Below are 26,371 nucleotides of genomic sequence, written 5' to 3'. Positions count from 1 at the left end.
GGATTAGATGCTGGCCAAGGCTTGCGCCAGATCCGCACGCAGGTCTTCGATGTCCTCGACGCCCACCGACAAGCGCACCAGGCTGTCACCGATGCCGAGCCTGGCACGGGTTTCGGCCGGAATGGTCGCGTGAGTCATGATCGCCGGGTGCTCGATCAGGCTTTCCACACCGCCAAGGCTTTCGGCCAAAGCGAAGATCTGCACGTTCTCCAGGAAGCGCCGGGCGCCCGCCAGATCACTGTTCAGATCCAGGGAAATCATCCCGCCGAAACCACGCATCTGCCGTTTGGCCAGTTCATGCTGCGGGTGCGATTCCAGGCCCGGGTAGTAGACGCGTTTGACCTGCGGCTGTTGTTCCAGCCAGCGCGCCAGTTCCAGTGCGTTGCTGCAATGACGCTCCATACGCAGCGCCAGGGTCTTCACGCCGCGCAGGGTGAGGAAGGCGTCGAACGGGCCGGAGATGGCGCCGACAGCGTTCTGCAGGAAGCCCAGGCGCTCGGCCAGCGCAGGATTGTCGCCGACTACCGCAATCCCGCCGATCACGTCGGAGTGACCGTTCAGGTATTTGGTGGTCGAGTGCAGCACGATGTCGAAACCCAGTTCCAGCGGACGCTGGATCCACGGGCTGGCGAAGGTGTTGTCGGCCACGCAGATGATCCCGCGCGCCTTGCAGATGCGCGCGATGGCGGCGAGGTCGGACAGGCTCAGCAACGGGTTGGTCGGCGTTTCCACCATGACCATGCGCGTGTCGTCCTGCAACGATGCTTCGAACGCCGACAGGTCGGCCAGATCGACGTAGCTGAACCGATGCCCGGCACTGCGCTGGCGCACCTTGTCGAACAGGCGGAAGGTGCCGCCATAAAGGTCATTGCCGGAGACGATGTGCGAGCCGGCGTCGATCAGTTCGAGCACGGTGGAAATCGTCGCCAGCCCGGACGCAAAGGCGAATGCCTGGGTGCCGCCCTCAAGGTCCGCCACGCAACGCTCCAGGGCAAAACGCGTCGGGTTGTGCGAGCGGCCGTAGTCGAAACCCTTGTGCACGCCGGGGCTGTCTTGCAGGTACGTGGAGTTGGCGTAGATCGGCGGCATCAGCGCGCCGGTGGTCGGGTCCGGCGTCTGCCCAGCGTGGATCACGCGGGTGGCGAAACCCTGCGGGCGGGCGTTCTTGTCGTGCTGACTCATGCAAGGGATCTCCGTAGTTGGTTGAGCATGTCGACGCGGGTGATCAGGCCGTGGAAGCCTGAAGCGTCGGCAATGATCGCCACCAGGCCACTGCTCAGCACGGCTTCCAGTTCAGCCAGCGTGGCGCCGGGGGCGAGGGTTTGCAGCTTGTCGGTCATCGCGCTGGCGACGGGCTTGCTGAAGAGCGAGGCGTCTTCGTGTACGCGCACCAGAATGTCCGATTCGTCGATCACGCCGACCAGTTGTTTGCCATCCACCAGCACCGGCAACTGCGAGACATCGGCCAGGCGCATGCGCTGGAACGCGGTCATCAGCGTATCGTCGGGGCCTACACTGACGACTTTGCCGTCTTCGAAGCGGCGGGCAATCAAGTCGCGCAGGTCGCCGTAGCGTTTGCGCTGCAACAGGCCCTGATCGGTCATCCATTGGTCGTTGTAGACCTTCGACAGGTAACGGGTGCCGGTGTCGCAGACGAAGCTGACCACCCGCTTCGGCACGGTCTGCTCACGGCAGTAACGCAGCGCGGCGGCGAGCAGGGTGCCGGTGGACGAACCTCCGAGGATGCCTTCGGCTTTCAGCAACTGACGGGCGTGATCGAAGCTTTCTTCGTCGCTGATCGAGTAGGCGCTGCGCACGCTCGACAGGTCGGTAATCGACGGAATGAAGTCTTCGCCGATGCCTTCCACCGCCCACGATCCGGCGGTGCCCAAGTGCTTGCTGCGGCTGTATTCAGCCATCACCGAACCGACCGGGTCAGCCAGGACCATTTCAAGATCCGGCTGCACGCGCTTGAAGAAGCGCGTCAGGCCGGTCAGCGTGCCGGCCGAGCCGACGCCGACCACGATGGCGTCCAGGTCATGCTCGGTCTGCGCCCAGATTTCCGGCGCGGTGCTGCATTCGTGGGCCAGCGGGTTGGCAGGGTTGTTGAACTGGTCGGCGAAGAACGCGCCGGGTATGTCTTTCGCAAGACGGGCGGCGACGTCCTGGTAATACTCGGGGTGACCCTTGCCGACATCGGAGCGAGTGATGTGCACTTCGGCGCCCATGGCCTTGAGGTGCAGGACTTTTTCGGTGGACATCTTGTCCGGCACCACCAGCACCACCCGGTAGCCCTTGGCGCGTCCGACCAGCGCCAGGCCCAGGCCGGTGTTGCCAGCGGTGGCCTCAACGATCGTGCCGCCGGGTTGCAGGCGACCGTCGCGTTCGGCGGCATCGATCATCGCCAGACCGATGCGATCCTTGATCGAGCCGCCGGGGTTCTGTGATTCGAGTTTGAGAAACAGGGTGCAGGGACCGGTATCGAAGCGGGTGACTTGTACCAGCGGCGTATTGCCGATCAGCCCAAGTACGGCAGGGCGTGAATCCTTTGACATTTCTTCACCTCTTTGTGGTGTTGATCGCGTTCCATTCGCGGGGGAAAAGCTCGCGTGCAACATAGGCGCAGACATCAACTGTCGCAACCATTAGTCAGCGTGCAATTCAGCCATTTCGATCTAACCATAGAACGAAATCAGAGAGAGGAAGGGAGCGATTTACCGAGGTTTACACAGAGGCGTCATTGAGTATTCAAAGGGCGTCTTCAGCGTCATCAACGGCTTGATCTGACGATGAATATCCGGCAGCGAAAACCGATCAGTGGTTGCTCATCAGGCCGTGCAGAACACCCAGTCTCAAACCGGGTTCCGATGGTTCCATTTGCGCGATACCGAATACCTTGAAGGCTGCGAGCATGACGACCAGCCCACCGGGCAGAATGCTCTGGCGGTGGGACTGCAGGCCGGCGAGTTTCAGTTGCCGCACGTTGCCGACCTCCAGCAGACGAAGCGACAGCCGCAGCAAGCCGCCGTAGGTAATGCCGCCCTGACCGTAGTCGTTCAGGTGATTGGCCTTGAGCACCTTGGCGAGCATCCGCGCGGTGCCCGAAGAGCCTATGGTCTGCTGCCAGCCCTGTGCGCGATAACGCCGGGCGACCTTTTCGAATTGCAGGATCGCCGCCCGTTCGGCCTCTTGCAGGGCGCCGGGGGAAATCTCGCCGTTGCGAAAGTAGCGCGTGCTCAAGGTGCCACTGCCGATGGCGATGCTTTCGGTCAGCAACGGTTGCGAACCCTGACCGAGGATCAGTTCGGTGGAGCCGCCGCCAATGTCGACCACCAGACGCATGTCATCGGCGACCGGCAGGGTGTGGGCCACACCAGCGTAGACCAGACGCGCTTCTTCGTGACCGGAAATCACATCGATGCGAAACCCCAGATGCCGCTCCGCGCTCGCCAGAAACAGCTGCGCATTGTCCGCCTCGCGCACCGCGCTGGTGGCCACCGCACGCACGCGACCAGGCTCGAAACCGCGCAGCTTCTTGCCGAATCGCGCCAGGGCCTGCCAGCCGCGATCCAGCGCCATTTCATCCAGTGCCCGGCCATCGAAGCCTTCGGCCAGACGCACCGGCTCACGCAAGGTTTTGACTTCCTGAATCATGAAGCCCTTTCTGCTGCGCACCGATTGACCGATCATCATGCGAAACGCATTCGAGCCCAGGTCGATGGCAGCAAACAGCGAGGTGTCTTCTTTCATGGGAATCCTTGCAGATCTTCCGTCGGGAGGCTCGGGACGGTTTGCGAGGATTCTGCCGTGGGTTCGATGACAACCTGATGACGCGGGGAGGGCGGTTCAATGAGTTTGACGCTGTCATGACACTGTCATTATCAGGCACCTATTCTTGGCCCCAATACATCGCGTGCTTTTCATGATTTTGGCTGCCAACTTTGGCAGCTTTTTTTTGCCTGCGATTTGACTTCTCAGCGAAATTTGCAATTCGGGGAGATGCCTGGCTAATATACGATCCATATATATTTCATATCGGATTTTGCCATGGGCATCGTAAAGATTTCAGAGGATATGCACGAGAATCTGCGCATTTCCAGCAACGCACTGAGCCGCTCGATCAACGCGCAGGCCGAGCACTGGATGCGCATCGGCATGCTCGCCGAGCTGTATCCCGACCTTGATCACCATGCCATTTGCCGGTTGCTGATTCGTGCCGAACAGGCCGGAGGCCTGGATCTGCAGCAAGTCTGCGCACTGGCGGACGCCGCGCAGAACGCCTCGGTCAAAGAGGCGGCCAAGGCATGAGAAATCCGATCAAGATCAACTCCCGGGCCGAAATTGCCCAATCCCGCGTGGCCGGCCAACTGGCTGCCGAGGTACTGGCGATGCTGGTGCCGCACGTCAAGGCTGGCGTGACGACCGATCAACTTGATCGCCTGTGCAACGACTACATCGTCAATGTGCAGAAGGCGATCCCGGCGAACGTCGGTTATCACGGCTTCCCGAAAACCGTCTGCGCGTCGGTCAACGACGCGGTTTGCCACGGCATTCCATCCGGTACGCCGTTGAAGGATGGCGACATCCTCAACCTCGATATCGCGGTGATCAAGGACGGTTGGTTCGGCGACACCAGTCGCATGTACGTGGTCGGCCAGGCTTCACCCCAAGCGCAGCATCTGATCAAGACCACCTACGAAGCGATGTGCGCCGGCATCCGTGTCGTGCGCCCGGGTGCTACGTTGGGCGACATCGGCCATGCAATTCAAAGCCTGGCGGAGAAGGAAGGTTTCAGCGTGGTGCGCGAGTACTGCGGGCACGGGATCGGCAAGGTCTACCACGACGAACCGCAGGTGCTGCACTACGGTTATCCGAATCAGGGCATGAAGCTGAAGGCGGGGATGATTTTCACCATCGAACCCATGCTCAACGCCGGCAAACGCCATGTGAAGAACATGCCGGATGGCTGGACCGTGCTGACCAAGGATGGCTCGCTGTCGGCGCAGTGGGAGCACATGATTGCGGTGACTGAGGACGGGTTTGAGGTGTTGACGGCCTGGCCTGACGAAATTGAGGGTTTTGCAGCTATCAAGTGAGACCGCGTCGTCTGCTGGCCCTCACCCTAGCCCTCTCCCGGAGGGAGAGGGGACTGATTGGGGGATATTGAAGAAATACACCGACTTGAGTGAACTGCGTTGAATCCATAATCGACTCGGTTTTTCAGGTCGATGTACAGCGCAAGACAACTCGGTCGGCTCCCTCTCCCTCCGGGAGAGGGCTGGGGTGAGGGCGGGCAGGCGACTCGGTGTTAATGAGCCCCCGCCGCTTTGTTCAAATCACTCTCAGCCCACTCGGTATAGACGCAAGCATCCGCCGTCGCCCAACGCACTTGCACGGGATCCCCGGCCTTCAACGGCATCCCCGCCGCCGACAATGCTTTCACGGTCATGGACGTGCCACCCGACGTGACCACACTGCAAGTCTGGCTCTCCCCCAGAAACAGCACCTCGACCACCTTCGCCGAAACCTCGTTCCAGCCCGCTGCCAACGGCTCGTCATTCGCCTGCTGCACACTCAATGCCAACGCCTTTTCCGGGCGCACCATCAGCAGCACGTCCTGACCGGTCTGCAATCCTGCCGTCAGGCGGATCGACAATGACTGCCCCTCAAAACTCGCCGCCGCGTTGCCCTGTGCCTTGAGCTTGAGGAAGTTCGAGTTGCCAAGGAACGACGCCACAAACGCATTCGGCGGATTCTGGTACAGGTCATAACCGCTGCCGAGCCCGACAATCTTGCCGTGGCTGAAAATCGCGATGCGCTGGGACAGGCGCATGGCTTCTTCCTGATCGTGGGTCACGTAGACGATGGTGATGCCGAGGCGACGGTGCAGCTGGCGCAATTCATCCTGCAAGTCTTCACGCAGTTTCTTGTCCAGTGCGCCGAGCGGTTCGTCCATCAGCAGAATGCGTGGCTCGTAAACCAGAGCGCGAGCGATGGCGACCCGTTGTTGCTGGCCGCCGGACAATTGCGAAGGGCGGCGATGGGCGAATTGCTCCAGTTGCACCAGTTTCAGCATCGCATCGACGCGCTTGTCACGTTCGGCGGCCGCGAGTTTGCGAATCGCCAGCGGGAAGGCGATGTTGTCGCGCACCGATAGATGCGGGAACAGCGAGTAACGCTGGAACACCATGCCGATGTCGCGCTTGTGCGGCGGTACGTTGACCAGCGACTGGCCGTTGACCAGGATCTCGCCACTGCTCGGGGTTTCGAACCCGGCGAGCATCGACAGCGTGGTGCTTTTGCCCGAGCCGCTGGAGCCGAGGAAGGTCAGGAATTCACCGTCCTTGATGTCCAGCGAGATGTTGTCCACGGCCGCGAAGTCGCCGTAGTGCTTGTTCAGGTTGCGCAGGCTGACCAGGGGTTTGTCGTTCTGCTGGGATGCGTCTTTGATCACGGCACTCATGTCGTACTCCTGGGCGCTCAGGCGCTGATTTCGTTGCGCCGGCGCAGGGCGGCGGCGATCACCATGACCAATACCGACAGGCCGATCAGCAGCGTCGAGGCGACGGCGATCACGGGCGTCAGGTCCTGGCGCAGGGTGGTCCACATTTTCACGGGAAGGGTTTGCAGGGTCGGGCTGGCCATCATCACGCTGAGCACCACTTCGTCCCATGAAACCAGGAAGGCGAAGAGGGCGCCGGCCACCATGCCCGGACGGATCGCCGGGAAGGTCACCTTGAACACCGCTTGCAGGCGTGACGCACCGCAGATCACCGCCGCGTCTTCAATCGACTGATCGAACAGCTTCAGCGAGTTGATGATCGAGATGATGGTGAACGGCAGCGCGACGATCACATGGCTGACGACGAAGGCGAACATCGTCCCGGTGTAGCCGAGCTTGAGGAACAGCGCGTACACCGCCACCGCGATGATCACCAGCGGCACGATCATCGGCAGGGTGAACAGGCCGTAGAGCATTTCCCGGCCGGGGAAGCGTCCGCGCACCAGCGCAAAGGCCGTCGGCAAACCGAGGGCCACGGCGCAGATCGTGGTCAGCACCGCGACCTTGAGGCTGGCCGCCGCTGCGTTCATCCAGTCGGCGTTGGAGAAAAACTGGCCGTACCATTTCAGCGTCCAGCCCGGCGGCGGGAATACCAGCCACTGGGACGAACCGAACGACAGCAGGACGATGAACACGATCGGCAACAGCAGGAACAGGCCGATCAGCCCGGTGGTGAAATACAGGCCGAAACGCATCCGGCGGCTCATGGCATTGGGCGTCAGGAGCATGTCGGGTTACCTCGCATTACTGGCGCCAACCGGGGATTCCGGCTGGAGCTTCAGGTAGAAGTAGAACAGCACCAGGGTGATGGCGATCAGCAACGCGGCGCCGGCGCTGGCCAGGCCCCAGTTGAGGAACGACTGCACCTGCTGAATGATGAACTCCGGCAGCATCATGTTCTGCGCCCCGCCCAGCAGCGCCGGGGTGACGTAGTAACCGAGCGACATCACGAACACCATCAACCCGCCGGACGCCAGACCCGGCCGGCACAGCGGCAGGAACACCCGGAAGAAGTTGGTCCAGGGACTCGCGCCGCAGATCGAACCGGCCTGCAGGATCATCGGGTCGATGGCCTGCATGGTCGCCTGCAACGGCAGCACGATGAACGGGATCATGATGTAGCTCATGCCGATCACCACGCCGGTCAGGTTGTGCACCATTTCCAGCGGCTGATCGATGATGCCCATGGCCATCAAGGCTTTATTGATCACGCCCGAAGCCTGCAACAGCACCAGCCAGGAATAGGTGCGGGCGAGGAGGCTGGTCCACATCGACAGCAGCACGATGTTGAGGATCCAGCGGCCCCAGCCCCGCGGCACCAGGGTGATTGCCCAGGCCAGCGGAAAGCCCAGCAGCAGGCTGAAAACCGTCACCAGTCCGGCCACCGAAAAGGTGTTGAACAGCACCCGTGCATACGCCGAGTTGGCGAACAGTTGTTCATAGTTGCCAAGGCCCGGCACCGGTTCCAGCACGCCGCGCAGCAACAAGCCAATCAGCGGCGCGAGAAAGAACAGGCCAAGGAACAACAGCGCCGGCGCGAGATTGCCGGCGCCGCGCCAGCGTTGCTTGAGGGACGGGGCTGGCGCCATGGCACTCGCCTTTTTTCCGGCGGCCGACCCGGCAGCGCTGGCGGCGCTCCCGGTGGCAGTGGAGGGATGGGACGCGGTGGCCGCCATTTTCATTTGACCAGCCATTCGTTCCACCGTGTCGCGATGGCCTGGCCGTTTTTGGCCCAGTACGCGAAATCAAGAGTGATCTGATCCTTAGCGTAGGCAGTCGGCAGGTTCGGGGCCAGCGTCGAGTCCAGACGCGCCACGCTGTCGACGTTGACCGGGGCGTAGGCGGTCAGGTTGGAGAAGTCGGCCTGACCCTTGGCACTGCTGGCGCTGGCCAGGAACTTCATCGCCGCGTCCTTGTTTTTCGAACCCTTTGGCACCACCAGAATGTCGGCCATCACCAGGTTCTGTTTCCAGCTCACGCCGACCGGTGCGCCGTCCTCTTGCAGGGCGTGGACCCGGCCGTTCCAGAATTGGCCCATGCTCGCCTCACCGGAGGCCAGCAGTTGCTGCGACTGCGCACCGCCGCCCCACCAGACGATGTCTTTCTTGATGGTGTCGAGTTTCTTGAAGGCGCGATCCAGGTCCAGCGGGTAGAGCTTGTCGGCTGGCACGCCGTCGGCGAGCAGGGCCAGTTCAAGCACGCCGGGGCTCGGCCATTTGTACAGGGCGCGTTTGCCGGGGAAGGTCTTGGTGTCGAACAGCGCGCTCCAGTCCTGCGGCTTGTTGGCGCCGAGCTTGCCCTCGTTGTAGCCAAGGACGAAGGAGAAGAAGAACGAGCCGACGCCGTAGTCGCTGACAAAACGCGGGTCGATCTTGTCGCGCTGGATCTGTTTGAAGTCGAGGGGTTCGAGCAGGCCTTCGGCTGCGGCGCGCAGGGCGAAGTCGGCTTCGACGTCGACCACGTCCCACTGCACGTTGCCGCTCTCGACCATGGCCTTGAGTTTGCCGTAGTCGGTCGGACCGTCCTGCACGACGGTGATGCCGCTGGCCTTGCTGAACGGATCGGCCCAGGCCTGTTTCTGCGCATCCTGGGTGCTACCGCCCCAGCTGACAAAGTTCACACTCTCGGCGGCCATCGCGGCCTGACCGGTCACGCTCAGCAGTCCCGCAAGAAAGATCGCGGTTGCAGCTTTGTTCAACACCATTTTTACGCCCTCATTGTTGTGTTTTTGAGCGGGCTTGCGTTGTTGCCCGCCTGTCGGGAGCAGTAGCTGGACGGTTTTTCAGGTCGTCCGGTCTATGGAATATCATATTATGGTATTCCAAACTTTGTGCAAGCACTTTGCCGTACCGGCTATCTGGCGAATGTGGGTTTTGTGGGTGTCTGGTTTGATATTTTCAGTGGATTCTAGATCCAGCCCCTCACCCCAGCCCTCTCCCGGAGGGAGAGGGAGCCGACCGAGTTGTTTTACCGCTATACATCGACCTGAAACTCAGAGTCGAACTCGAGTTTTGAAAAGCATAGAGATCTGCTCTCCCTCTGGGAGAGGGCTGGGGTGAGGGCAGCATTAGTCGCTTGAAATGCAACATCCAATCACTCGGTGAACGGAATGCTCTCGACCACTTCCAGATCGTAGCCGGTCAAACCGGCATACTTCAGTGGCGGGCCCAGGTGGCGCAGCTTGCCGACGCCCAGGTTTTGCAGAATCTGCGCCCCGGTGCCGACCTCCGAATAGATCCGAGATTGCGAGCGACTGAACTGACGCGGCGGCTGAGTCAGCTGCGGAATGCGCTCCAGCAGCGCCTGGGAAGATTCATGATTGGCCAGCACCACCACCACGCCATGCCCTTCGGCCGCGACCCGTTGCAGCGCCGCCCACAATGTCCAGTTCGTCGGCCCGCTGTACTCGGCGCCGACCAGATCCCGCAGCGGATCGATCACATGCACCCGCACCAGCGTCGGTTCCTCACGGCGCAGTTCGCCCATGACCATCGCCATGTGCACGCCGCCCTCGATACGGTCTTCGAAAGTGATCAGACGGAACGTGCCATGCACCGTCGGCAGTTCCCGCTCGCCGATGCGTTCGATGGTGTGTTCGGTGCTCAGGCGATAGTGAATCAGGTCGGCGATGGTGCCGATCTTGATCCCGTGCTTGCGCGCGAAGACTTCCAGATCCGGACGGCGGGCCATGGTGCCGTCGTCGTTCATCACTTCGACGATCACCGAGGCCGGCGTAAAGCCCGCCAGCCGAGCCAGGTCGCAACCAGCCTCGGTGTGACCGGCGCGGGTCAGCACGCCACCTTCCTTGGCGCGCAGCGGGAAGATGTGACCGGGCTGCACCAGATCTTCTGCGCGAGCATTTGGCGCCACCGCAGCGGCCACCGTACAAGCGCGGTCGGCAGCGGAAATGCCGGTGGTCACGCCGACTGCCGCTTCGATGGAAACCGTGAATGCGGTGCTGAACACGCTGCCATTGCTCGGCACCATCTGCTCAAGCCCCAGGCGCTGGCAATGATCGTCAGTCAACGTCAGACAAATCAGCCCCCGAGCCTCACGGGCCATGAAACTGATCGCCTCGGGCGTGCAACGGTCGGCGGCCAGCAACAGGTCGCCTTCGTTTTCCCGGTCTTCGTCATCGACCAGCAACACCATTTTGCCGAGGCGATAATCTTCGATGATTTCTTCGATGCTGTTGAAGGCCATGCTGGACTCTCGATAGGGATGAATTCGTGGTATACCATAATACAAAATCAACCAAGAGGTCACTATGAAGGCGTACTGGATTGCACACGTGGACATCATCGATCCCGATCACTACAGCCAATACACCCAACGCGCACCGAAAGCGTTCGCCGAGTTCGGCGCGAAGTTTTTAGCCAGAGGAGGGCGCAGCGAAGCGATGGAAGGACGGGCGACGCCACAGCGCAGCGTGGTGATTGAATTCGACAGCTACGAGCAGGCGGTGGCGTGCTACCGCTCGGTGGCGTATCAGGAAGCGAAGAGCTATCGCGAGGAGTGGGCGAGGGCGGAGATCGTTATTGTGGAAGGGATGGCACCGTAACGGCTTGCCCACAAGCCCTCAGGAACCACAGAATCGAACGTGGCCGCGATCTTTTGATGTTTTTCTGGATCAGGAGATCGCCACCCGGACGGAATTTAATGCCTGCGGTTTTACACGATGTGCTTTAAGGGAAATTGATGCGCATGACAAAAGGAATGTTTGCAGGTAGGCGAGTAAGCCTCTGGCTAGTGGCTGCTCTATCTATAAATGCAGTCTTTTTGGCTTTTCTGATTTTCGGGAACAGTGCGAAGGGACGCGATCTGGAGATGGTTAAAACCAAAGAACCCCTGCTGATCGAAGGGCAAGGTGGCGATGACAATTACTATGTCCTGCCGATGGGAACGACGCTATATCACGATAAAAGCTTTCCTGAAGGGCACGATCGATATGTTGTGTATCTGAATCACAAAGGTGCCATTGCCCACGAAGAAGTCCCAATGAAGCCTGAATATGGCGGTTCTTTTATTGATCCTCTTTGGCTGGCCAATATTGATGCCGATACCTTGAAGGACATTTTCAAGCGTTTCCCGCTCTCCAAGAAAGACATCTCCGCTGCTCTCAAAGCCAATGAAATCACCAAAGATGATCTGGCGGATATCATTCGTGCGATGCCGGACTGAGCACCTATCTACCGAGGAATCGGGCCGGGCTCTGTATCTCTTGCAAGTGATGGCTGATCAACGCATGAAATGAATCTTGCCGCTGTCGTCATTGCCCATGTACATGCCATACACCCCGGCCTGGCGTTCCTCGATGTAGCGTTCGAGGATCTGCCGGATCGCCGGGTAGTAGATCTGCTCCCACGGAATGTCTTCGGGGGCGAAGAATTTGCAGGCGAGGGTTTCCGGGCCGTACTGGCCGGTGATCTCCAGCGCGAGGGCGCGGAAGATGATGTAGACCTCGCTGATCTTCGGCACGCTGAAGATCGAATAAGGCGAGATGATTTCCGCGCGTACGCCGCTTTCTTCCCAGACTTCGCGCAGGGCCGCCTGTTCGGTGGTTTCGCCGCTTTCCATAAAACCGGCGGGCAGGGTCCAGGTGCCGGGGCGCGGGGGAATCGCCCGTTGGCACAAGAGGTATTTGCCGTCCTGCTCGATGATGCAGCCGGCGATGATTTTAGGGTTTACGTAGTGGATGTAGCCGCAGCCGCGGCACATCAGGCGCTCGTGCGTATCGCCCGGCGGCACTTGCTGACCGAGGTCGGCGCCACCGCATTTCGGGCAAAAGCTCGGGCTGAACATGTCAGTGACCTATGCGCGGTTCTTTCAGCGCGATGGGCAGGGTGATTGGCGGTGTGTCGCCGGTCTCTTCCTGTTTGCGCTTGAGGTAATCGAGAGCGACGGCAGCCGCAGCGCGCACGTGATCGACACATGCCTGATGCGCCGCCAGCGGATCGCCGCTCTTGATCGCCTCGACCATTTTTTCCATTTCCTGGTTGCTCGCGCCGCGACGGTTTTCCTGGGACACCGATGTCGCCCGCAGGTAGCTGATACGCGCCTGCAACTGACGCAGTTGAGTGGCCGCGACATGGTTGCCCGAGCCTTCCAGCAGCACGTCGTAGAAGCCCTGCACCGAGTCGATCACCTGTTGCAGCTCGCCGTCCTTGAGCGCCTTGCGGTTCTCGTCGAGGGCTTTTTCCAGAGCCTTGATGTCCTTGGCCTTGGCGCGCAGGGTGAACAGCTGGACGATCAGGCCTTCGAGTACGCAGCGCAGTTCATAGATGTCGACCGCATCGGCGAGGGTGATGATGGCGACACGCGGGCCCTTGGCATCGGCGAATTCCACCAGGCCTTCGGATTCCAGGTGACGCAAGGCTTCACGCACCGACGTACGGCTCACGCCCAGGCGATCGCACAGATCGCGCTCCACCAGGCGATCGCCCGGCAGCAGCTGGAAGTTCATGATGGCGCTTCGCAGTTTATCCAGCACGATTTCGCGCAGGGTGACGGGGTTGCGATTGACCTTGAAGCTGTCGTCGAGTGGCAGGCGTTTCATGGGGTCCGCTCTTTAAGTTGGCTGTCCATGCCAGACGGGCATTCAAACAGCCGAGGGGTTAACTGGAGGCCTCGGCGTCGGCTTCGGCGAAGGCTTCACGGGCGAGCCGGAAACTGTCCACGGCTGCCGGGACGCCGCAATAAATACCGACCTGAAGCAGAATTTCGCGTATTTGCTCACGACTCAGGCCGTTACGCAAGGCGCCGCGCACATGCAGCTTGAGTTCGTGCGGGCGGTTCAGCGCCGAGATCATCGCCAGGTTGATCATGCTGCGCTCCTTGAGCGACAGGCCTTCGCGACCCCAGACGTGGCCCCAGCAGTATTCGGTGACCATTTCCTGCAGCGGGCGGGTGAAGTCGTCGGCGTTCTCGATCGAGCGCTGCACATAGGCTTCGCCCAGCACCTGGGTGCGGATCTTTAAACCCTTTTCATACTTCTCGTTACTCATAAATCCTCCAGTCACCACAATTCCCTTGTGGGAGCGGGCTTGCTCGCGAATGCGGTAGCTCACTCAGCATAGATGTCGACTGACACGACGCCTTCGCGAGCAAGCCCGCTCCCACAGTGGAATCTGTGTGAATCTCTCAGGCCAAGGTCGGCAACGCGCCGAGCTTGCCCTTGTGATAAATCATCGGCGTCACCGGTTGCGCCGGCAGGATCAGGTTCTTCACCGCACCGACGATGATCGCGTGATCGCCGCCGTCGTATTCGCGCCACAGCTCGCACTCGATGATCGCCGTGGCCTTGGCGAGGATCGGGTTACCGAGCTCGCTCAAATGCCAGTCGATGCCGTTGGCCTTGTCCTTGCCCTTACCGGCGAAAGCGTAGGCCTCGGCGGTCTGGTCGGCGGACAGCAGGTGAATTGCGAAACGCTTGCTGTCGCGCAGCACCGGGTAGGTGTCGGAGGCGTAGTTGGGGCAGAACAGCACCAGCGCCGGATCTATCGACAGCGCACTGAAGGCGCTGGCGGTGATCCCGACAATGCCGCCATCCGGGTCGAGGGTGGTGACCACCGTGACCCCGGACGGAAACGAGCTCATGACGTCTTTGTAAATGCCGGGTTCGATCATGTCACGGGACTCCTAACGCATCACAAACGGATCAGGCATCGGTGCCTGAGAGAGGTTGATCCACACCGTTTTCAGTTCGGTGTAGGCCAGCACCGAATCGATGCCGCTTTCGCGTCCATAGCCACTGTTCTTGAAGCCGCCGATCGGTGCCATCGCCGACACTGCGCGGTAGGTGTTGACCCAGATGATCCCCGAACGCACGTCCCGGGCCAGACGATGGGCGCGGCCCAGGTCGCGGGTCCAGATGCCAGCGGCGAGGCCGAACTGCGAGTCGTTGGCAATCGCCAGCGCTTCGGCTTCGTCCTTGAAGCGGATCACCGAGGCGACCGGACCAAAGACTTCTTCCTGCATGATCTTCATCGAGTTGCGGTCGCATTCGAACAACGTCGGCTCGTAGAACCAGCCGTCACCCACGCCGCTCGGCCGCTTGCCACCCAGGCGCAGGCGCGCACCTTCAGCGATGGCATCAGCCACCAGACCTTCAACCACTGCCAGCTGCTGCGCGGTGGCCATCGGGCCCATTTCGCTGCTGTCGTCCTGCGGGTTGCCGATGCGGATGCGCTGGGCGCGCTCCACCAGTCGGCTGACGAATTCGTCGTAGATTTCATCCTGCACCAGCAGTCGCGAACCGGATACGCAGCTCTGGCCGGACGCCGCGTAGATCCCGGCGATGGCGCCGTTGATCGCACTGTCGAGATCGGCGTCGGCGAAGATGATGTTCGGAGACTTGCCGCCCAGCTCCAGCGACAACTTGGCGAAGTTCTCGGCGCTGCTGCGCACCACATGCCGGGCCGTGGCTGCGCCGCCGGTGAAGGCGATCTTGCGGATCAGCGGATGGCGGGTGAGGGCGGCACCGGTGCTCGGGCCGTAGCCGGTGACCACGTTGACCACCCCCGGTGGAATGCCGGCTTCGAGGGCCAGGCGCGCCAGTTCCAGAATGGTCGCCGAGGCGTGTTCGGACGGTTTGATCACGATGGTGTTGCCCGCTGCAAGCGCCGGCGCCAGTTTGATCGCAGTCAGGTACAGCGGGCTGTTCCACGGAATGATCGCGGCGACCACGCCCATGGCTTCGTGCACGGTGTAGGCGAACAGATCGGGTTTATCCAGCGGCAGGGTGCCGCCTTCGAGCTTGTCGGCAAGGCCGGCGGTGTAGTGGAAAAACTCCGGCAGATAACCGACCTGACCCCGGGTTTCGCGGATCAGTTTGCCGTTGTCGCGGCTTTCCAGTTGCGCCAGTTGTTCCTTGTTTTCGGCGATCAGGTCACCGAGACGACGCAGCAGTTTGCCGCGTGCGGTGGCGGTCAAACCACGCCAGGCCGGGCTGTCGAAGGCGGTCTGCGCGGCTTGCACGGCGCGTTCGACGTCGGCCTCGTCAGCGTCGGGCAGTTCGGCCCAGGGTTCGGCCAGCGCCGGGTTGAGGCTTTCGAAAGTCTTGCCGGAGAGGGCGTCGACCCATTCTCCGCCGATGCACATCTGGAAGCGTGCGAGCGTCATGCAACGATCCCCTTTATATGGTTTTGTCGGGCGTGTGCGGTGTCGAGAAACTCCAGCAGCGTCTGGTTGACCAGCCGTGGCGACTCTACCGGCATCATATGCCGTTGCTCAGGCAGCACGGCAACCATCGCACCGGGAATGCGCGCGGCCAGTTGCTCGGCCATTTGCGGGGTCGATCCGGGGTCCAGCTCGCCGGTGGCGATCAGCGTCGGTGCCTGGATGCTGCCCAGGTCGTCGGCGCGGTACATGTCCTGGGTGGCGAACAGTTCGTAAGTGGTCAGGTAGCCCTGCGGATCATTGCCGGCCAGGGTCTGGCGGATCGCGGCGATCTGCGCCGGGTTGGCCGCCTGATATTCACGGCTGAACCAACGCGACAGCGCCGCTTCGGCATTCGCGTCCGGTCCGTGTTCGGCGGCCTGCGCGGTGCGGGCGATGACGCCGGCGCGCTGCTCTTCGCTGCGGTTGAACACGCTGTTGAGCACCACCAGGCTTTTCAGGCGCTCCGGGTAGTGCAGGGCAAACGCCCGCGCCACCAGACCGCCCATGGAAAAACCGATCACCGATGCCTGGGGCAATTGCAGGTGGTCGAGCAGCTCCAGCAACTGATCGGCATAGCCGAGCAGGGCGGTGCCGCTGGCCGGGCGCGGGCTGGCGCCGTGGCCGAGCATGTCGTAGGCGATCACCCGGTATTGCGTGGCCAGGCCAACGATCTGGCCGCCCCACATTTCTTTGTTCAGGCCCACGCCGTGGATCAACACCACGGGTTGGCCAACGCCTGTCGCCAGATAACTGGTGCCGGCCGGGGTGAGTTCAGCGGTGAGCCGAATCATGGAGCGCTCCTGCAATGCCTTTTTTTATTGTGATTACTGGGCTTTTTCGGCGGCCAGTTCTTCCAGATCGATGTAGCGGTTGCCGATGCGCGGGTGCAGGCGACCACCGTCGGCGCAACCGAGTACCACAACGATTTCATCGGCGCGGGGGGCATCTTCGATCTGCATTTCCAGGGTGATGTAGTGCGAGCGCAGGCCCTCGTCGTCCTTGTGCATCATCGGGATCTGAATCGAAGTCCCCGGACCGCCACGCTTGTTGGTGAAGCTCAGGTAGCTCTTGGCCTTGACCGCTTCGCGATAGTGGTTGCCGAAGCGCAAGGTGTGGATCACCGCCGACGCGTGTTCGATCTCGCCATCGGCGCCGACCACCGCGGCCTTGCCGTAAGCCTCGATCTTCTCGGCGCCACCGATGATGCCCACCAGACGCTCGACCATCATCGCGCCGAGGTCGGAGCAATTGGCGCGGATCTGCGGCTTGAGGTCTTCGACAAAGCCATTGCCGACCCAAGGGTTCTTCATCACGACGGCCAGGCCGACCATGGTCACCGGGGTGTCGGAAGCCTTGCCGCCTTCGATGAAGGTCTCTTCGACATAGCTGACGATCTTGCGAATTTCGAAACTCATGAGCTGCTCCGTAGGGGATAAAGAGTGTCTGTGCGTCTGATGGTATACCATAATACCGATCGTGCAAGTCCTCTTCGCAAGAATCCCTGCCATCAGTCGGACGAATGCCCGTGCATTCAGCCGCTGCTGTAATCCCTTTCGGTTAACAAAAGATAACGTTGCGCCGATTGTCAGACGTTTCGAATGCCCGATAGGATGAGCCAGCTTCCGAAGTGGCTCTGGATTGCGGGTTTCAGGACTATGCTTCTGACCAACCGTCGCTGGAGCACACTTGCGGCGCCCTTGAAGGCCGAATGGCCTAACAATAATAAATAGGGGAAGGTCTATGAGTCGTTGCCGCCCGCCGGCGTTTCGCAACACCGCGTTGCTGGCCACAGCACTCTCTCTGCTGGGCTTTGCCACCTTGTCGGCGCCCGTACTGGCCGCCGAAGCGCCCGCCGACATGGTCTACGCCATCGAGTCGGCCAAGGCCCCGAAAAGCCTGATGCTTGATGTCGTCCACGCCGGCGCCCGATTGGTGGCGGTCGGGGATCGCGGGCACATTCTCTACTCCGATGACCAGGGCAAGACCTGGACCCAGGCCAAGGTGCCGAGTCGTCAGTTGCTGACGGCCGTGTATTTCGTCGATGACAAGCACGGCTGGGCCGTCGGCCATGACGCGCAGATCCTCGCCAGTGAAGACGGCGGCCAGACCTGGACCAAACAGTTCGAAGACCTCAAGCGCGAATCGCCGCTGCTCGACCTCTGGTTCAAGGACGTCAACAACGGCCTGGCCGTAGGGGCCTACGGTGTCTTGCTGGAAACCACCGACGGTGGGAAGCACTGGCAAGACGTCAGCGATCGCCTCGACAACCAGGATCAGTTCCACCTCAATGCCATCGCCGCCGTCAAGGACGCCGGGCTGTTCATCGTGGGCGAGCAGGGCGCGATGTTCCGCTCCGCCGATTGGGGCCAGACCTGGGAAAAAATCGAAGGCCCGTATCAAGGCTCGCTGTTCGGTGTGATCGGCACGGCCCAGCCTTCCACGCTGCTGGCCTACGGGTTGCGTGGCAACCTCTACCGCTCCACTGATTTCGGCAGCACCTGGCAGCAGGTCGAACTCAAGGCTGCGCGTGGTGCGCTGGAGTTCGGCCTGTCCGGCGCCACGCGGCTCGACGACGGCTCCATCGTCATCGTCGGCAACGGCGGCACGGTGATCAGCAGCAGCGACAACGGTGAAACCTTCAGCGTGTTCAACCGCCCGGATCGCATCTCGCTGTCGTCGGTCACCGCCGCCGGCAACGGCAATCTGATCCTGAGCGGGCAGGGTGGCGTCCACACCACCACGCCCAACGGCACCGAGCTGGGCAAATGAGCCGAATCAATAATAAGAAGGCGGGGCTATGACTTCCTTGAGCACTCATCATCAGGACAAGGCGACGTTCCTCGAACGCCTGATCTTCAATAACCGCCCGGCAGTGATCGTGATCTGCCTGCTGGTCAGCATTTTTCTGTTCTGGCAGGCCACGCTGATCCGGCCGTCTACCAGCTTCGAAAAAATGATCCCGCTCAAGCATCCGTTCATCGAGAAGATGATGGAGCACCGCAACGATCTGACGAACCTGGGCAACACCGTGCGCATATCGGTGGAGGCCAGGGACGGTGACATCTTCTCCAGGGAGTACATGGAGACCCTGCGCCAGATCAACGACGAGGTGTTCTACATCTCCGGCGTCGACCGTTCCGGCCTGAAGTCGCTGTGGAGCCCGAGCGTGCGCTGGACCGAAGTGACCGAGGAAGGCTTTGCCGGCGGTGAAGTGATCCCGCAGAGCTACGACGGCTCCCAGGACAGCCTCGACATGCTGCGCAACAACGTGCTCAAGTCGGGTCAGGTCGGGCGTCTGGTGGCCAACGACTTCAAGTCGAGCATCGTCGACATCCCGCTGCTGGAGTCCTACCCGGACCCGCAGGACCAGGGCAAGCTGCTGGCGCTGGACTACCGCCAGTTCTCCCATGAACTGGAAGACAAGATCCGCAACAAGTTCGAAGCGCAGAACCCCAACGTCAAGATCCACATCGTTGGTTTCGCCAAGAAGGTCGGTGACCTGATCGACGGCCTGGTGATGGTGGTGATGTTCTTCGGCATCGCCTTCGTCATCACCCTGATCCTGCTGTTGTGGTTCACCAACTGCCTGCGCAGCACCGTGGCGGTGTTGAGCACCACGCTGGTGGCGGTGGTCTGGCAACTGGGGTTGATGCACTTCTTCGGGTTCGGCCTCGATCCGTATTCGATGCTGGTGCCGTTCCTGATTTTCGCCATCGGCATTTCCCATGGCGTGCAGAAGATCAACGGTATCGCCCTGCAATCGAGCGAGGCAGACAACGCTCTGACCGCGGCGCGGCGCACGTTCCGGCAACTGTTCCTGCCGGGGATGATCGCGATTCTCGCCGATGCCGTGGGCTTCATCACGCTGCTGATCATCGACATTGGCGTAATCCGTGAACTGGCCATCGGCGCGTCCATCGGCGTGGCGGTGATCGTGTTCACCAACCTGATCCTGCTGCCGGTGGCGATTTCCTATGTCGGCATCAGCAAGCGCGCCATCGCCAAGAGCAAAAAGGATGCAAACCGCGAGCACCCGTTCTGGCGCCTGCTGTCGAATTTCGCCAGCCCGAAAGTCGCCCCGATCTCCATCGCCCTGGCGCTGGTCGCCTTCGGCGGCGGTCTCTGGTACAGCCAGAACCTGAAGATCGGCGACCTCGACCAGGGCGCGCCGGAACTGCGTCCGGACTCGCGCTACAACAAGGACAACAACTTCATCATCAACAACTACTCGACCAGTTCCGATGTATTGGTGGTGATGGTCAAGACCAAGTCCGAAGGTTGCTCGCGCTACGAAGCCATGGCGCCGATCGACGAGCTGATGTGGAAGATGCAGAACACCGAGGGCGTGCAATCGGCGATCTCGCTGGTGACGGTGTCCAAGCAGATGATCAAGGGCATGAACGAGGGCAACCTCAAATGGGAAACCCTGTCGCGCAACCCGGACGTGCTGAACAACTCCATCGCCCGGGCCGATGGCCTGTACAACAACAGCTGCTCGCTGGCGCCGGTGCTGGTGTTCCTCAACGATCACAAGGCTGAAACCCTGGATCGTGCGGTGAAAGCCGTGCAGGAGTTTGCCAAGGACAACAACAAGGACGGTCTGGAGTTCATCCTCGCGGCCGGTAACGCCGGGATCGAAGCGGCCACCAACGAAGTCATCAAACAGGCTGAGCTGACCATCCTGATTCTGGTGTACATCTGCGTGGCGGTGATGTGCATGATCACCTTCCGTTCCTGGGCGGCGACCCTGTGCATCGTGCTGCCGCTGGTACTGACGTCGGTGCTGGGCAACGCGCTGATGGCGTTCATGGGCATCGGCGTCAAGGTGGCGACCCTGCCGGTGGTGGCGCTGGGCGTGGGGATCGGCGTCGACTACGGCATTTACATCTACAGCCGTCTGGAAAGTTTCCTGCGTGCTGGCCTGCCGTTGCAGGAAGCCTATTACCAGACCCTGAAGTCCACCGGTAAAGCGGTGCTGTTCACCGGTCTGTGCCTGGCCATCGGCGTGTGCACCTGGATCTTCTCGGCGATCAAGTTCCAGGCCGACATGGGCCTGATGCTGACCTTCATGCTGCTGTGGAACATGTTCGGTGCGCTGTGGCTGCTGCCGGCACTGGCCAAGTTCCTGATCAAGCCGGAGAAACTGGCGGGGCAGAAGGGCAACTCTCTGTTTGCTCACTGATCCATTTGGCTGAAATGAAAAAGCCGCAACCTTGAAGGGTTGCGGCTTTTTTTATGGGGCAAGATCGAAAGCTTGCCCTCACCCTAGCCCTCCCGAAACGTCGGACCGCCCGTAGGGAGAGGGAACCGAATGGGGGATATTGGATAGATACACCGACGTGAAAGATTAGCTTTGAATCCATAATCGACTCGGTTTTTCAGGTCGATGTATTACGCAAGACATCGCGGTCAGTTCCCTCTCCCTCCGGGAGAGGGCTAGGGTGAGGGCCAGCGGTATCAAGGCTTAGGAGAGTTCAGTGCCTAGCACGACGCTAAGCGCACTGCGCGCATCATCCAGCTGAACCAGCGTCGCATGCCGAGCCCCCAGCGCATCACGATTCTCGATCGCCGTCAGAATCGCCTTGTGCCGAGGCAACGCCAGTTCATGCAGATTCGGCCGCTGATTCGAATGTTTCAGCGCCTCGGCAATCGCCACCGACAGCATGTTGCACAGGTTGGCCAGCAAATCGTTATGGGTCGCGTCGGCAATCCGGCTGTGGAAGTCCAGATCCGGTTGCAGCAGGGCCTCCGGCGTCGGTGCGGCTTCCATGCGTTGGTAGGCTTCGCCGATGGCTGCAATGTCGGCATCCGTGGCGTGTTGGGCGGCGAGGGCGGCGGCGGCCGGTTCGATGATGCTGCGCACGCTGGTCAGCACATTGAAGAATTCATTCTGCGGGCTGCTTTGCATCAACCAGTGCAGCACGTCCGGATCGAGCATGTGCCATTCGCGGCGCGGTTTGACCACGGTGCCGACCCGGGGCTTGGAGTACACCAGCCCCTTGGCCACCAACACCCGTGTGGCTTCGCGCAACACCGGCCGACTGACCGCGTACTCCTCGCAGAGCAAGGCTTCGGCGGGCAGTTTGTCACAGGGCAAAAAACGTCCGGAAACAATCTGCATGCCCAGTTCCTGAACGATGCGCGAGTGCATGCTTTTGCGGTCTGAAGGTTTGCGGTAATCCATGGGGCGCGGCGCGATCCTGAGCGATGGAGATGCCGCGCATCATAGCAGGCACCACACAATCTTGAGGCAGATACAGAGCAAATGTGGGAGCGGGCTTGCTCGCGAAAGCAGCGTGTCAGACAAACACAGGTTGCTGACACTCCACTTTCGCGAGCAAGCCCGCTCCCACAGGAGGCATGGTGGTGTCAGTGCGAGTGGCGAGGGACCTCAGCACCTCGACAGCCGACAAGGAAATCAAAATCGCAACCTTGATCCGCCTGCAGCACATGGTCGACATACAACTGACGATACCCACCCACCAACAACTGCTGCGGCGGTTGCAGATCCGCCATGCGTGCCGCCAGTTCGGCGTCCGGAATATCCAGGTGCAGACGCCCGCTGGCGCAGTCCAGTTCGATCCAGTCGCCTTCCTTGACCACCGCCAAAGGCCCGCCGGCCGCCGCTTCCGGGGCGACGTGCAACACAACGGTGCCGTACGCCGTGCCGCTCATGCGCGCATCGGAAATGCGCACCATGTCGGTCACGCCCTGGGCCAGCAGTTTGGCCGGCAAACCCATGTTGCCGACTTCGGCCATGCCCGGATAACCCTTCGGCCCGCAGTTCTTCATCACCAGAATCGAGTTGGCATCGACGTCCAGTTCCGGGTCGTTGATGCGCGCCTTGTACAGGTCGAAGTTCTCGAACACCACCGCTCGGCCACGGTGCTGCATCAGTTCCGGCGTGGCGGCTGAGGGTTTGAGCACCGCGCCCAGCGGCGCCAGGTTGCCGCGCAATACACAGATGCCACCGTCAGCGCGGATCGGATTGTCGAGGGTGCGGATCACTTCGTCTTCACCGTAGATCGGTGCATCCTTGGTGTTCTCGCCGATGGATTTGCCATTGACGGTCAATGCGTTCGGATTGGGGATCAGATTGGCTTCGCCGAGTCGACGCAGCACCGCAGGCAAGCCGCCCGCGTAATAGAACTCTTCCATCAGGAAACGCCCGGACGGTTGCAGGTCGACGATGGTCGGCATGCCGCGACCGATGCGGGTCCAGTCGTCCAGATCAAGTTCGACACCGATGCGCCCGGCGATGGCTTTGAGATGGATCACCGCGTTGGTCGAACCGCCAATCGCCGCGTTGACCCGAATCGCATTCTCGAAGGCTTCCTTGGTCAGGATCTTCGACAGTTTAAGGTCTTCACGCACCATCTCGACCGCACGCATGCCGGACATGTGCGCCAGCACATAACGCCGCGCATCCACTGCCGGAATCGCCGCGTTGTGGGGCAGGGATGTGCCCAGCGCTTCGGCCATGCAGGCCATGGTCGATGCGGTGCCCATGGTGTTGCAGGTGCCGGCCGAGCGGGACATGCCGCCCTCGGCCGCCAGGAAGTCGTCGATGGTGATAGTGCCGGCCTTGACCTGTTCGCTGAGCTGCCAGACCACGGTGCCGGAGCCGATGTCCTTGCCCTTGTGCTTGCCATTGAGCATCGGCCCGCCGGTGACGACGATGGCCGGCACGTCGCAACTGGCCGCGCCCATCAGCAGGGCCGGGGTGGTCTTGTCGCAACCGGTCAGCAGCACCACGCCATCAATCGGGTTGCCGCGAATCGCTTCCTCGACGTCCATGCTCGCCAGATTGCGGGTGAGCATGGCGGTCGGGCGCAGGTTCGATTCGCCGTTGGAGAACACCGGGAATTCCACCGGAAAACCACCAGCCTCGATCACACCGCGTTTGACGTGCTCCGCGATCTGGCGGAAATGCGCGTTGCACGGCGTCAGTTCCGACCAGGTGTTGCAGATGCCGATGATCGGCTTGCCATGGAACTGATGGTCGGCGATGCCCTGATTCTTCATCCAGCTGCGGTACATGAAGCCGTTCTTGTCGGCCGTGCCAAACCATTGGGCGGAGCGCAGGGTGGGTTTCTTATCAGACATGATCGATTCTCTTATTGTAAGACTATTGTTTGCGAGCCTCGGCTAAACATAAGCGCAAAATCGACGTTTTGGAAGTGTTGTTGGGTAATTAGTATTACTATATAGTTCTTTTCGACGGAGGGATGGCCCTGGCGGTTTTCCGCGAGAGGCGTCCCCCGAGGTTCCATAAAAACAACAATCGGAGACCGATCCCATGAGCCAGGAACTGCGGCTTGTCCGGCGCATCACGCTGAAACTGATTCCCTTTCTGATCCTGCTGTACCTGATCGCCTATGTGGATCGCTCCGCCGTCGGCTTCGCCAAGCTGCACATGGGCGCCGACATCGGCATTGGCGATGCTGCCTACGGCCTCGGTGCCGGGCTGTTTTTCATTGGCTATTTTCTGCTGGAGATCCCCAGCAACCTGATGCTCGAACGCTTCGGTGCGCGGCGCTGGTTCGCGCGGATCATGATCACCTGGGGCGCGATCACCATCGGCATGGCGTTCGTCCAGGGCCCACACAGTTTTTACGTGATGCGCTTTCTGCTCGGCGCGGCGGAGGCGGGATTCTTTCCCGGCGTTCTGTACTACATCACCCAATGGTTTCCGGTGCGCCATCGCGGCAAGATCCTCGGGCTGTTCATCCTTTCCCAACCCATCGCAATGATGATCACCGGCCCCGTGTCCGGTGGCCTGCTGGGCATGGACGGCATTCTTGGTCTGCACGGCTGGCAGTGGCTGTTCATCGTCATCGGTACTCCTGCGATCCTGCTGACCTGGCCGGTATTGCGCTGGCTGCCGGACGGCCCGCAGCAAGTGACATGGATGGATCAGGCCGAGAAAGACTGGCTTACCGGCGAACTGAAAAAGGATCTGCAGGAATACGGCCAGACCCGCCACGGCAATCCGTTGCATGCGCTGAAAGACAAACGGGTGTTGCTGCTGGCGCTGTTCTATCTGCCGGTGACCCTGAGCATCTATGGGCTTGGCCTGTGGCTGCCGACCCTGATCAAACAGTTCGGCGGCAGCGATCTGGTGACCGGTTTCGTGTCATCGGTGCCCTACATCTTCGGGATCATCGGGTTGCTGATCGTGCCGCGCAGTTCCGACCGCATGAATGATCGCTACGGTCATCTGGCGGTGCTCTATGTGCTGGGCGCCATCGGCCTGTTTCTCAGTGCCTGGCTGTCGTTGCCGGTGGCGCAACTGGCGGCATTGTGTCTGGTGGCGTTTGCGCTGTTTTCCTGCACGGCGGTGTTCTGGACCTTGCCGGGACGTTTCTTTGCCGGCGCCAGCGCGGCGGCGGGCATTGCCTTGATCAACTCGGTGGGCAACCTCGGCGGCTACATCGGGCCGTTCGTGATTGGCGCGTTGAAGGAATACACCGGCAACCTCGCTTCGGGCCTGTACTTCCTGTCCGGGGTGATGGTGTTCGGGCTGGTTCTGACGGGCGTCGTCTATCGCTTGCTGGAGCGCAAGCATGTGCTGCCAGTCGAGCAATTTGCAGCGAGCGCACGCGGTGCGACACGCACCTGATTTCGATCCGGGATTTGTTTCAACAGGAGAACATCATGCATCTGGTTCAATTCGAATTAAGTAGCGGCGAGCGCCGTGTCGGGGTGGTCGAGGGCGGTCTGGTGCGTGAAGTGCAGGATGCTCACACCGTACGTGATCTGGCACTGGCGGCAATCGAGGCCGGCAGTACGTTGGCGCAACAAGTGCAATCCCTCGGCCTCGGTATCAGTCACGATTACGCGCAGTTGCTCAAAGACCTGCGCATCCTGCCGCCGCTGGACCATCCGGACCCGGCGCACCTGCTGGTCAGCGGCACCGGCCTCACGCACCTGGGCAGCGCATCGGCCCGGGACAAGATGCACCAGCAGGCCGGCGACGAAGCAGCGATGACCGACACCATGCGCATCTTCAAGTGGGGCGTGGAGGGTGGAAAACCGGCGGCGGGGCAGGCCGGGGTGCAACCGGAATGGTTCTACAAGGGCGATGGCAGCATTGTCGTGCGTCCCGGTCAGCCGTTCCCGCTGCCGCCGTTTGCCGAAGACGCCGGCGAGGAGCCGGAGATGGCCGGCCTCTACATCATCGGCCACGACGGCAAGCCGTATCGCCTCGGTTTCGCGGTGGGCAACGAGTTCTCCGATCACGTCATGGAACGCAAGAATTACCTGTACCTGGCCCACTCGAAACTGCGCAGTTGCAGCTACGGCCCTGAGCTGCGCGTCGGTGAATTGCCGCAACACCTGGCCGGCACCAGCCGCATCCTGCGCGACGGCGAAGTGCTGTGGCAAAACGAGTTCCTCAGCGGCGAGGCCAACATGTGCCACAGCCTGGCGAACCTCGAATACCACCACTTCAAGTACAGCCAGTTCCTGCGTCCCGGTGACGTACACATTCACTTCTTCGGCACCGCGACCCTGTCGTTCGCCGATGGCATTCGCACTCGACCCGGCGACGTGTTCGAGATCAGCCAGGCCGAATTCGGCGCTCCGCTGGTCAACGGCATCGCCCCGGTCGCAGCGGCATTCGAACCGGACAGCATCGGCACCCTTTAA

25 protein-coding genes are annotated in these 26,371 nt (G+C 61.2%); 8 read left to right on the top strand and 17 right to left on the bottom strand.

What is annotated here, in order from left to right; genetic code table 11:
* Positions 1-3: 3 nt before the first annotated feature.
* From NE357_RS16145 to NE357_RS16135, 3 genes are all read right to left on the bottom strand, one after another.
* A complete protein-coding gene (locus tag NE357_RS16145; RefSeq protein WP_169430707.1) occupies positions 4-1,182 on the bottom strand; it encodes a cystathionine gamma-synthase in 1,179 nt (392 codons plus the stop codon).
* Complete coding sequence (locus NE357_RS16140; RefSeq protein WP_169430706.1) at positions 1,179-2,555, bottom strand: pyridoxal-phosphate dependent enzyme; 1,377 nt, start codon at positions 2,553-2,555, stop codon at positions 1,179-1,181. The genes NE357_RS16145 and NE357_RS16140 overlap by 4 nt, the downstream gene beginning before the upstream one ends.
* A gap of 259 nt (positions 2,556-2,814) precedes the next feature.
* Positions 2,815-3,750, bottom strand: a complete 936-nt coding sequence (locus tag NE357_RS16135; protein ID WP_207866571.1) for a Ppx/GppA family phosphatase — start codon at positions 3,748-3,750, stop codon at positions 2,815-2,817.
* A gap of 297 nt (positions 3,751-4,047) precedes the next feature.
* Between NE357_RS16135 and NE357_RS16130 the strand changes: the two genes are divergently transcribed.
* Together NE357_RS16130 and map are read left to right on the top strand one after the other, a co-directional pair.
* The gene (locus tag NE357_RS16130; RefSeq protein WP_169430704.1) at positions 4,048-4,308 is read left to right on the top strand and encodes a ParD-like family protein; all 261 of its coding nucleotides are present in this window, start codon (positions 4,048-4,050) and stop codon (positions 4,306-4,308) included.
* Positions 4,305-5,096: a type I methionyl aminopeptidase gene (map, locus tag NE357_RS16125; RefSeq protein ID WP_169430703.1), complete on the top strand. Its 792-nt coding sequence runs from the start codon at positions 4,305-4,307 to the stop codon at positions 5,094-5,096. The genes NE357_RS16130 and map overlap by 4 nt, the downstream gene beginning before the upstream one ends.
* A 212-nt stretch (positions 5,097-5,308) precedes the next feature.
* Here map and NE357_RS16120 read toward each other — a convergent pair whose 3' ends face one another.
* The 5 genes from NE357_RS16120 to ribBA all read right to left on the bottom strand — a co-directional run bounded on the left by NE357_RS16120 (position 5,309) and on the right by ribBA (position 10,765).
* Positions 5,309-6,463 (bottom strand): ABC transporter ATP-binding protein, encoded by a 1,155-nt coding sequence (locus NE357_RS16120; RefSeq protein ID WP_169430702.1) that lies wholly within the window; start codon positions 6,461-6,463, stop codon positions 5,309-5,311.
* A 17-nt stretch (positions 6,464-6,480) separates the two neighbouring features.
* A complete protein-coding gene (locus NE357_RS16115; RefSeq protein ID WP_169430701.1) occupies positions 6,481-7,290 on the bottom strand; it encodes an ABC transporter permease in 810 nt (269 codons plus the stop codon).
* Between the two features lie 6 nt (positions 7,291-7,296).
* Positions 7,297-8,244 (bottom strand): ABC transporter permease, encoded by a 948-nt coding sequence (locus NE357_RS16110; RefSeq protein ID WP_169432663.1) that lies wholly within the window; start codon positions 8,242-8,244, stop codon positions 7,297-7,299.
* Positions 8,241-9,266, bottom strand: a complete 1,026-nt coding sequence (locus tag NE357_RS16105) for an ABC transporter substrate-binding protein (RefSeq protein WP_169430700.1) — start codon at positions 9,264-9,266, stop codon at positions 8,241-8,243. Before NE357_RS16105 ends, NE357_RS16110 begins: the two co-directional genes overlap by 4 nt.
* A 389-nt stretch (positions 9,267-9,655) precedes the next feature.
* Positions 9,656-10,765, bottom strand: coding sequence for a bifunctional 3,4-dihydroxy-2-butanone-4-phosphate synthase/GTP cyclohydrolase II (ribBA, locus tag NE357_RS16100; RefSeq protein WP_064380429.1), 1,110 nt, complete (start codon positions 10,763-10,765; stop codon positions 9,656-9,658).
* Between the two features lie 64 nt (positions 10,766-10,829).
* Here ribBA and NE357_RS16095 point away from each other — a divergent pair, with 64 nt between their 5' ends.
* Positions 10,830-11,123 carry a DUF1330 domain-containing protein gene (locus NE357_RS16095; RefSeq protein ID WP_169430699.1) on the top strand — a complete coding sequence of 98 codons (294 nt, stop codon included), beginning with the start codon at positions 10,830-10,832 and terminating at the stop codon, positions 11,121-11,123.
* A 137-nt stretch (positions 11,124-11,260) separates the two neighbouring features.
* A complete protein-coding gene (locus NE357_RS16090) occupies positions 11,261-11,743 on the top strand; it encodes a hypothetical protein (RefSeq protein WP_249314299.1) in 483 nt (160 codons plus the stop codon).
* 57 nt (positions 11,744-11,800) lie between these two features.
* Here the strand turns inward: NE357_RS16090 and NE357_RS16085 are convergent, their stop codons facing one another.
* From NE357_RS16085 to NE357_RS16055, 7 genes are all read right to left on the bottom strand, one after another.
* Positions 11,801-12,364 carry an NUDIX hydrolase gene (locus tag NE357_RS16085; RefSeq protein ID WP_169430698.1) on the bottom strand — a complete coding sequence of 188 codons (564 nt, stop codon included), beginning with the start codon at positions 12,362-12,364 and terminating at the stop codon, positions 11,801-11,803.
* A gap of 1 nt (position 12,365) precedes the next feature.
* Entirely contained in the window at positions 12,366-13,118 is a 753-nt protein-coding gene (locus NE357_RS16080; protein WP_169430697.1) for a GntR family transcriptional regulator, read from the bottom strand.
* 58 nt (positions 13,119-13,176) lie between these two features.
* Positions 13,177-13,566 carry a carboxymuconolactone decarboxylase family protein gene (locus NE357_RS16075; protein WP_007968634.1) on the bottom strand — a complete coding sequence of 130 codons (390 nt, stop codon included), beginning with the start codon at positions 13,564-13,566 and terminating at the stop codon, positions 13,177-13,179.
* Positions 13,567-13,702: 136 nt separating this feature from the next.
* On the bottom strand, positions 13,703-14,188 hold the full coding sequence (locus tag NE357_RS16070) for a flavin reductase family protein (protein ID WP_169430696.1): 486 nt from the start codon (positions 14,186-14,188) through the stop codon (positions 13,703-13,705).
* A 12-nt stretch (positions 14,189-14,200) separates the two neighbouring features.
* Entirely contained in the window at positions 14,201-15,682 is a 1,482-nt protein-coding gene (locus tag NE357_RS16065) for an aldehyde dehydrogenase (protein WP_085603065.1), read from the bottom strand.
* Positions 15,679-16,512 (bottom strand): alpha/beta fold hydrolase, encoded by an 834-nt coding sequence (locus NE357_RS16060; protein ID WP_169430695.1) that lies wholly within the window; start codon positions 16,510-16,512, stop codon positions 15,679-15,681. The genes NE357_RS16065 and NE357_RS16060 overlap by 4 nt, the downstream gene beginning before the upstream one ends.
* A gap of 33 nt (positions 16,513-16,545) precedes the next feature.
* Complete coding sequence (locus NE357_RS16055; RefSeq protein ID WP_007957412.1) at positions 16,546-17,136, bottom strand: amino acid synthesis family protein; 591 nt, start codon at positions 17,134-17,136, stop codon at positions 16,546-16,548.
* A 325-nt stretch (positions 17,137-17,461) separates the two neighbouring features.
* Between NE357_RS16055 and NE357_RS16050 the strand changes: the two genes are divergently transcribed.
* Positions 17,462-18,490, top strand: a complete 1,029-nt coding sequence (locus NE357_RS16050) for a WD40/YVTN/BNR-like repeat-containing protein (protein ID WP_169430694.1) — start codon at positions 17,462-17,464, stop codon at positions 18,488-18,490.
* Positions 18,491-18,518: 28 nt separating this feature from the next.
* Positions 18,519-20,903: an efflux RND transporter permease subunit gene (locus NE357_RS16045; protein ID WP_169430693.1), complete on the top strand. Its 2,385-nt coding sequence runs from the start codon at positions 18,519-18,521 to the stop codon at positions 20,901-20,903.
* A gap of 282 nt (positions 20,904-21,185) precedes the next feature.
* Here the strand turns inward: NE357_RS16045 and NE357_RS16040 are convergent, their stop codons facing one another.
* Entirely contained in the window at positions 21,186-21,905 is a 720-nt protein-coding gene (locus NE357_RS16040; protein ID WP_169430692.1) for a FadR/GntR family transcriptional regulator, read from the bottom strand.
* 185 nt (positions 21,906-22,090) lie between these two features.
* A complete protein-coding gene (locus NE357_RS16035; RefSeq protein ID WP_169430691.1) occupies positions 22,091-23,827 on the bottom strand; it encodes an IlvD/Edd family dehydratase in 1,737 nt (578 codons plus the stop codon).
* A 193-nt stretch (positions 23,828-24,020) separates the two neighbouring features.
* Between NE357_RS16035 and NE357_RS16030 the strand changes: the two genes are divergently transcribed.
* Both NE357_RS16030 and araD1 read left to right on the top strand, forming a co-directional pair.
* A complete protein-coding gene (locus NE357_RS16030; RefSeq protein ID WP_169430690.1) occupies positions 24,021-25,343 on the top strand; it encodes an MFS transporter in 1,323 nt (440 codons plus the stop codon).
* A 35-nt stretch (positions 25,344-25,378) separates the two neighbouring features.
* Entirely contained in the window at positions 25,379-26,371 is a 993-nt protein-coding gene (gene araD1 / locus NE357_RS16025) for an AraD1 family protein (RefSeq protein WP_169430689.1), read from the top strand.

It is taken from the genome of Pseudomonas sp. G7(2022) (assembly GCF_052660475.1).
The sequence above is the reverse complement of the archived record's forward strand: the minus strand, read 5'-3'. Positions and strand labels throughout refer to the sequence as shown.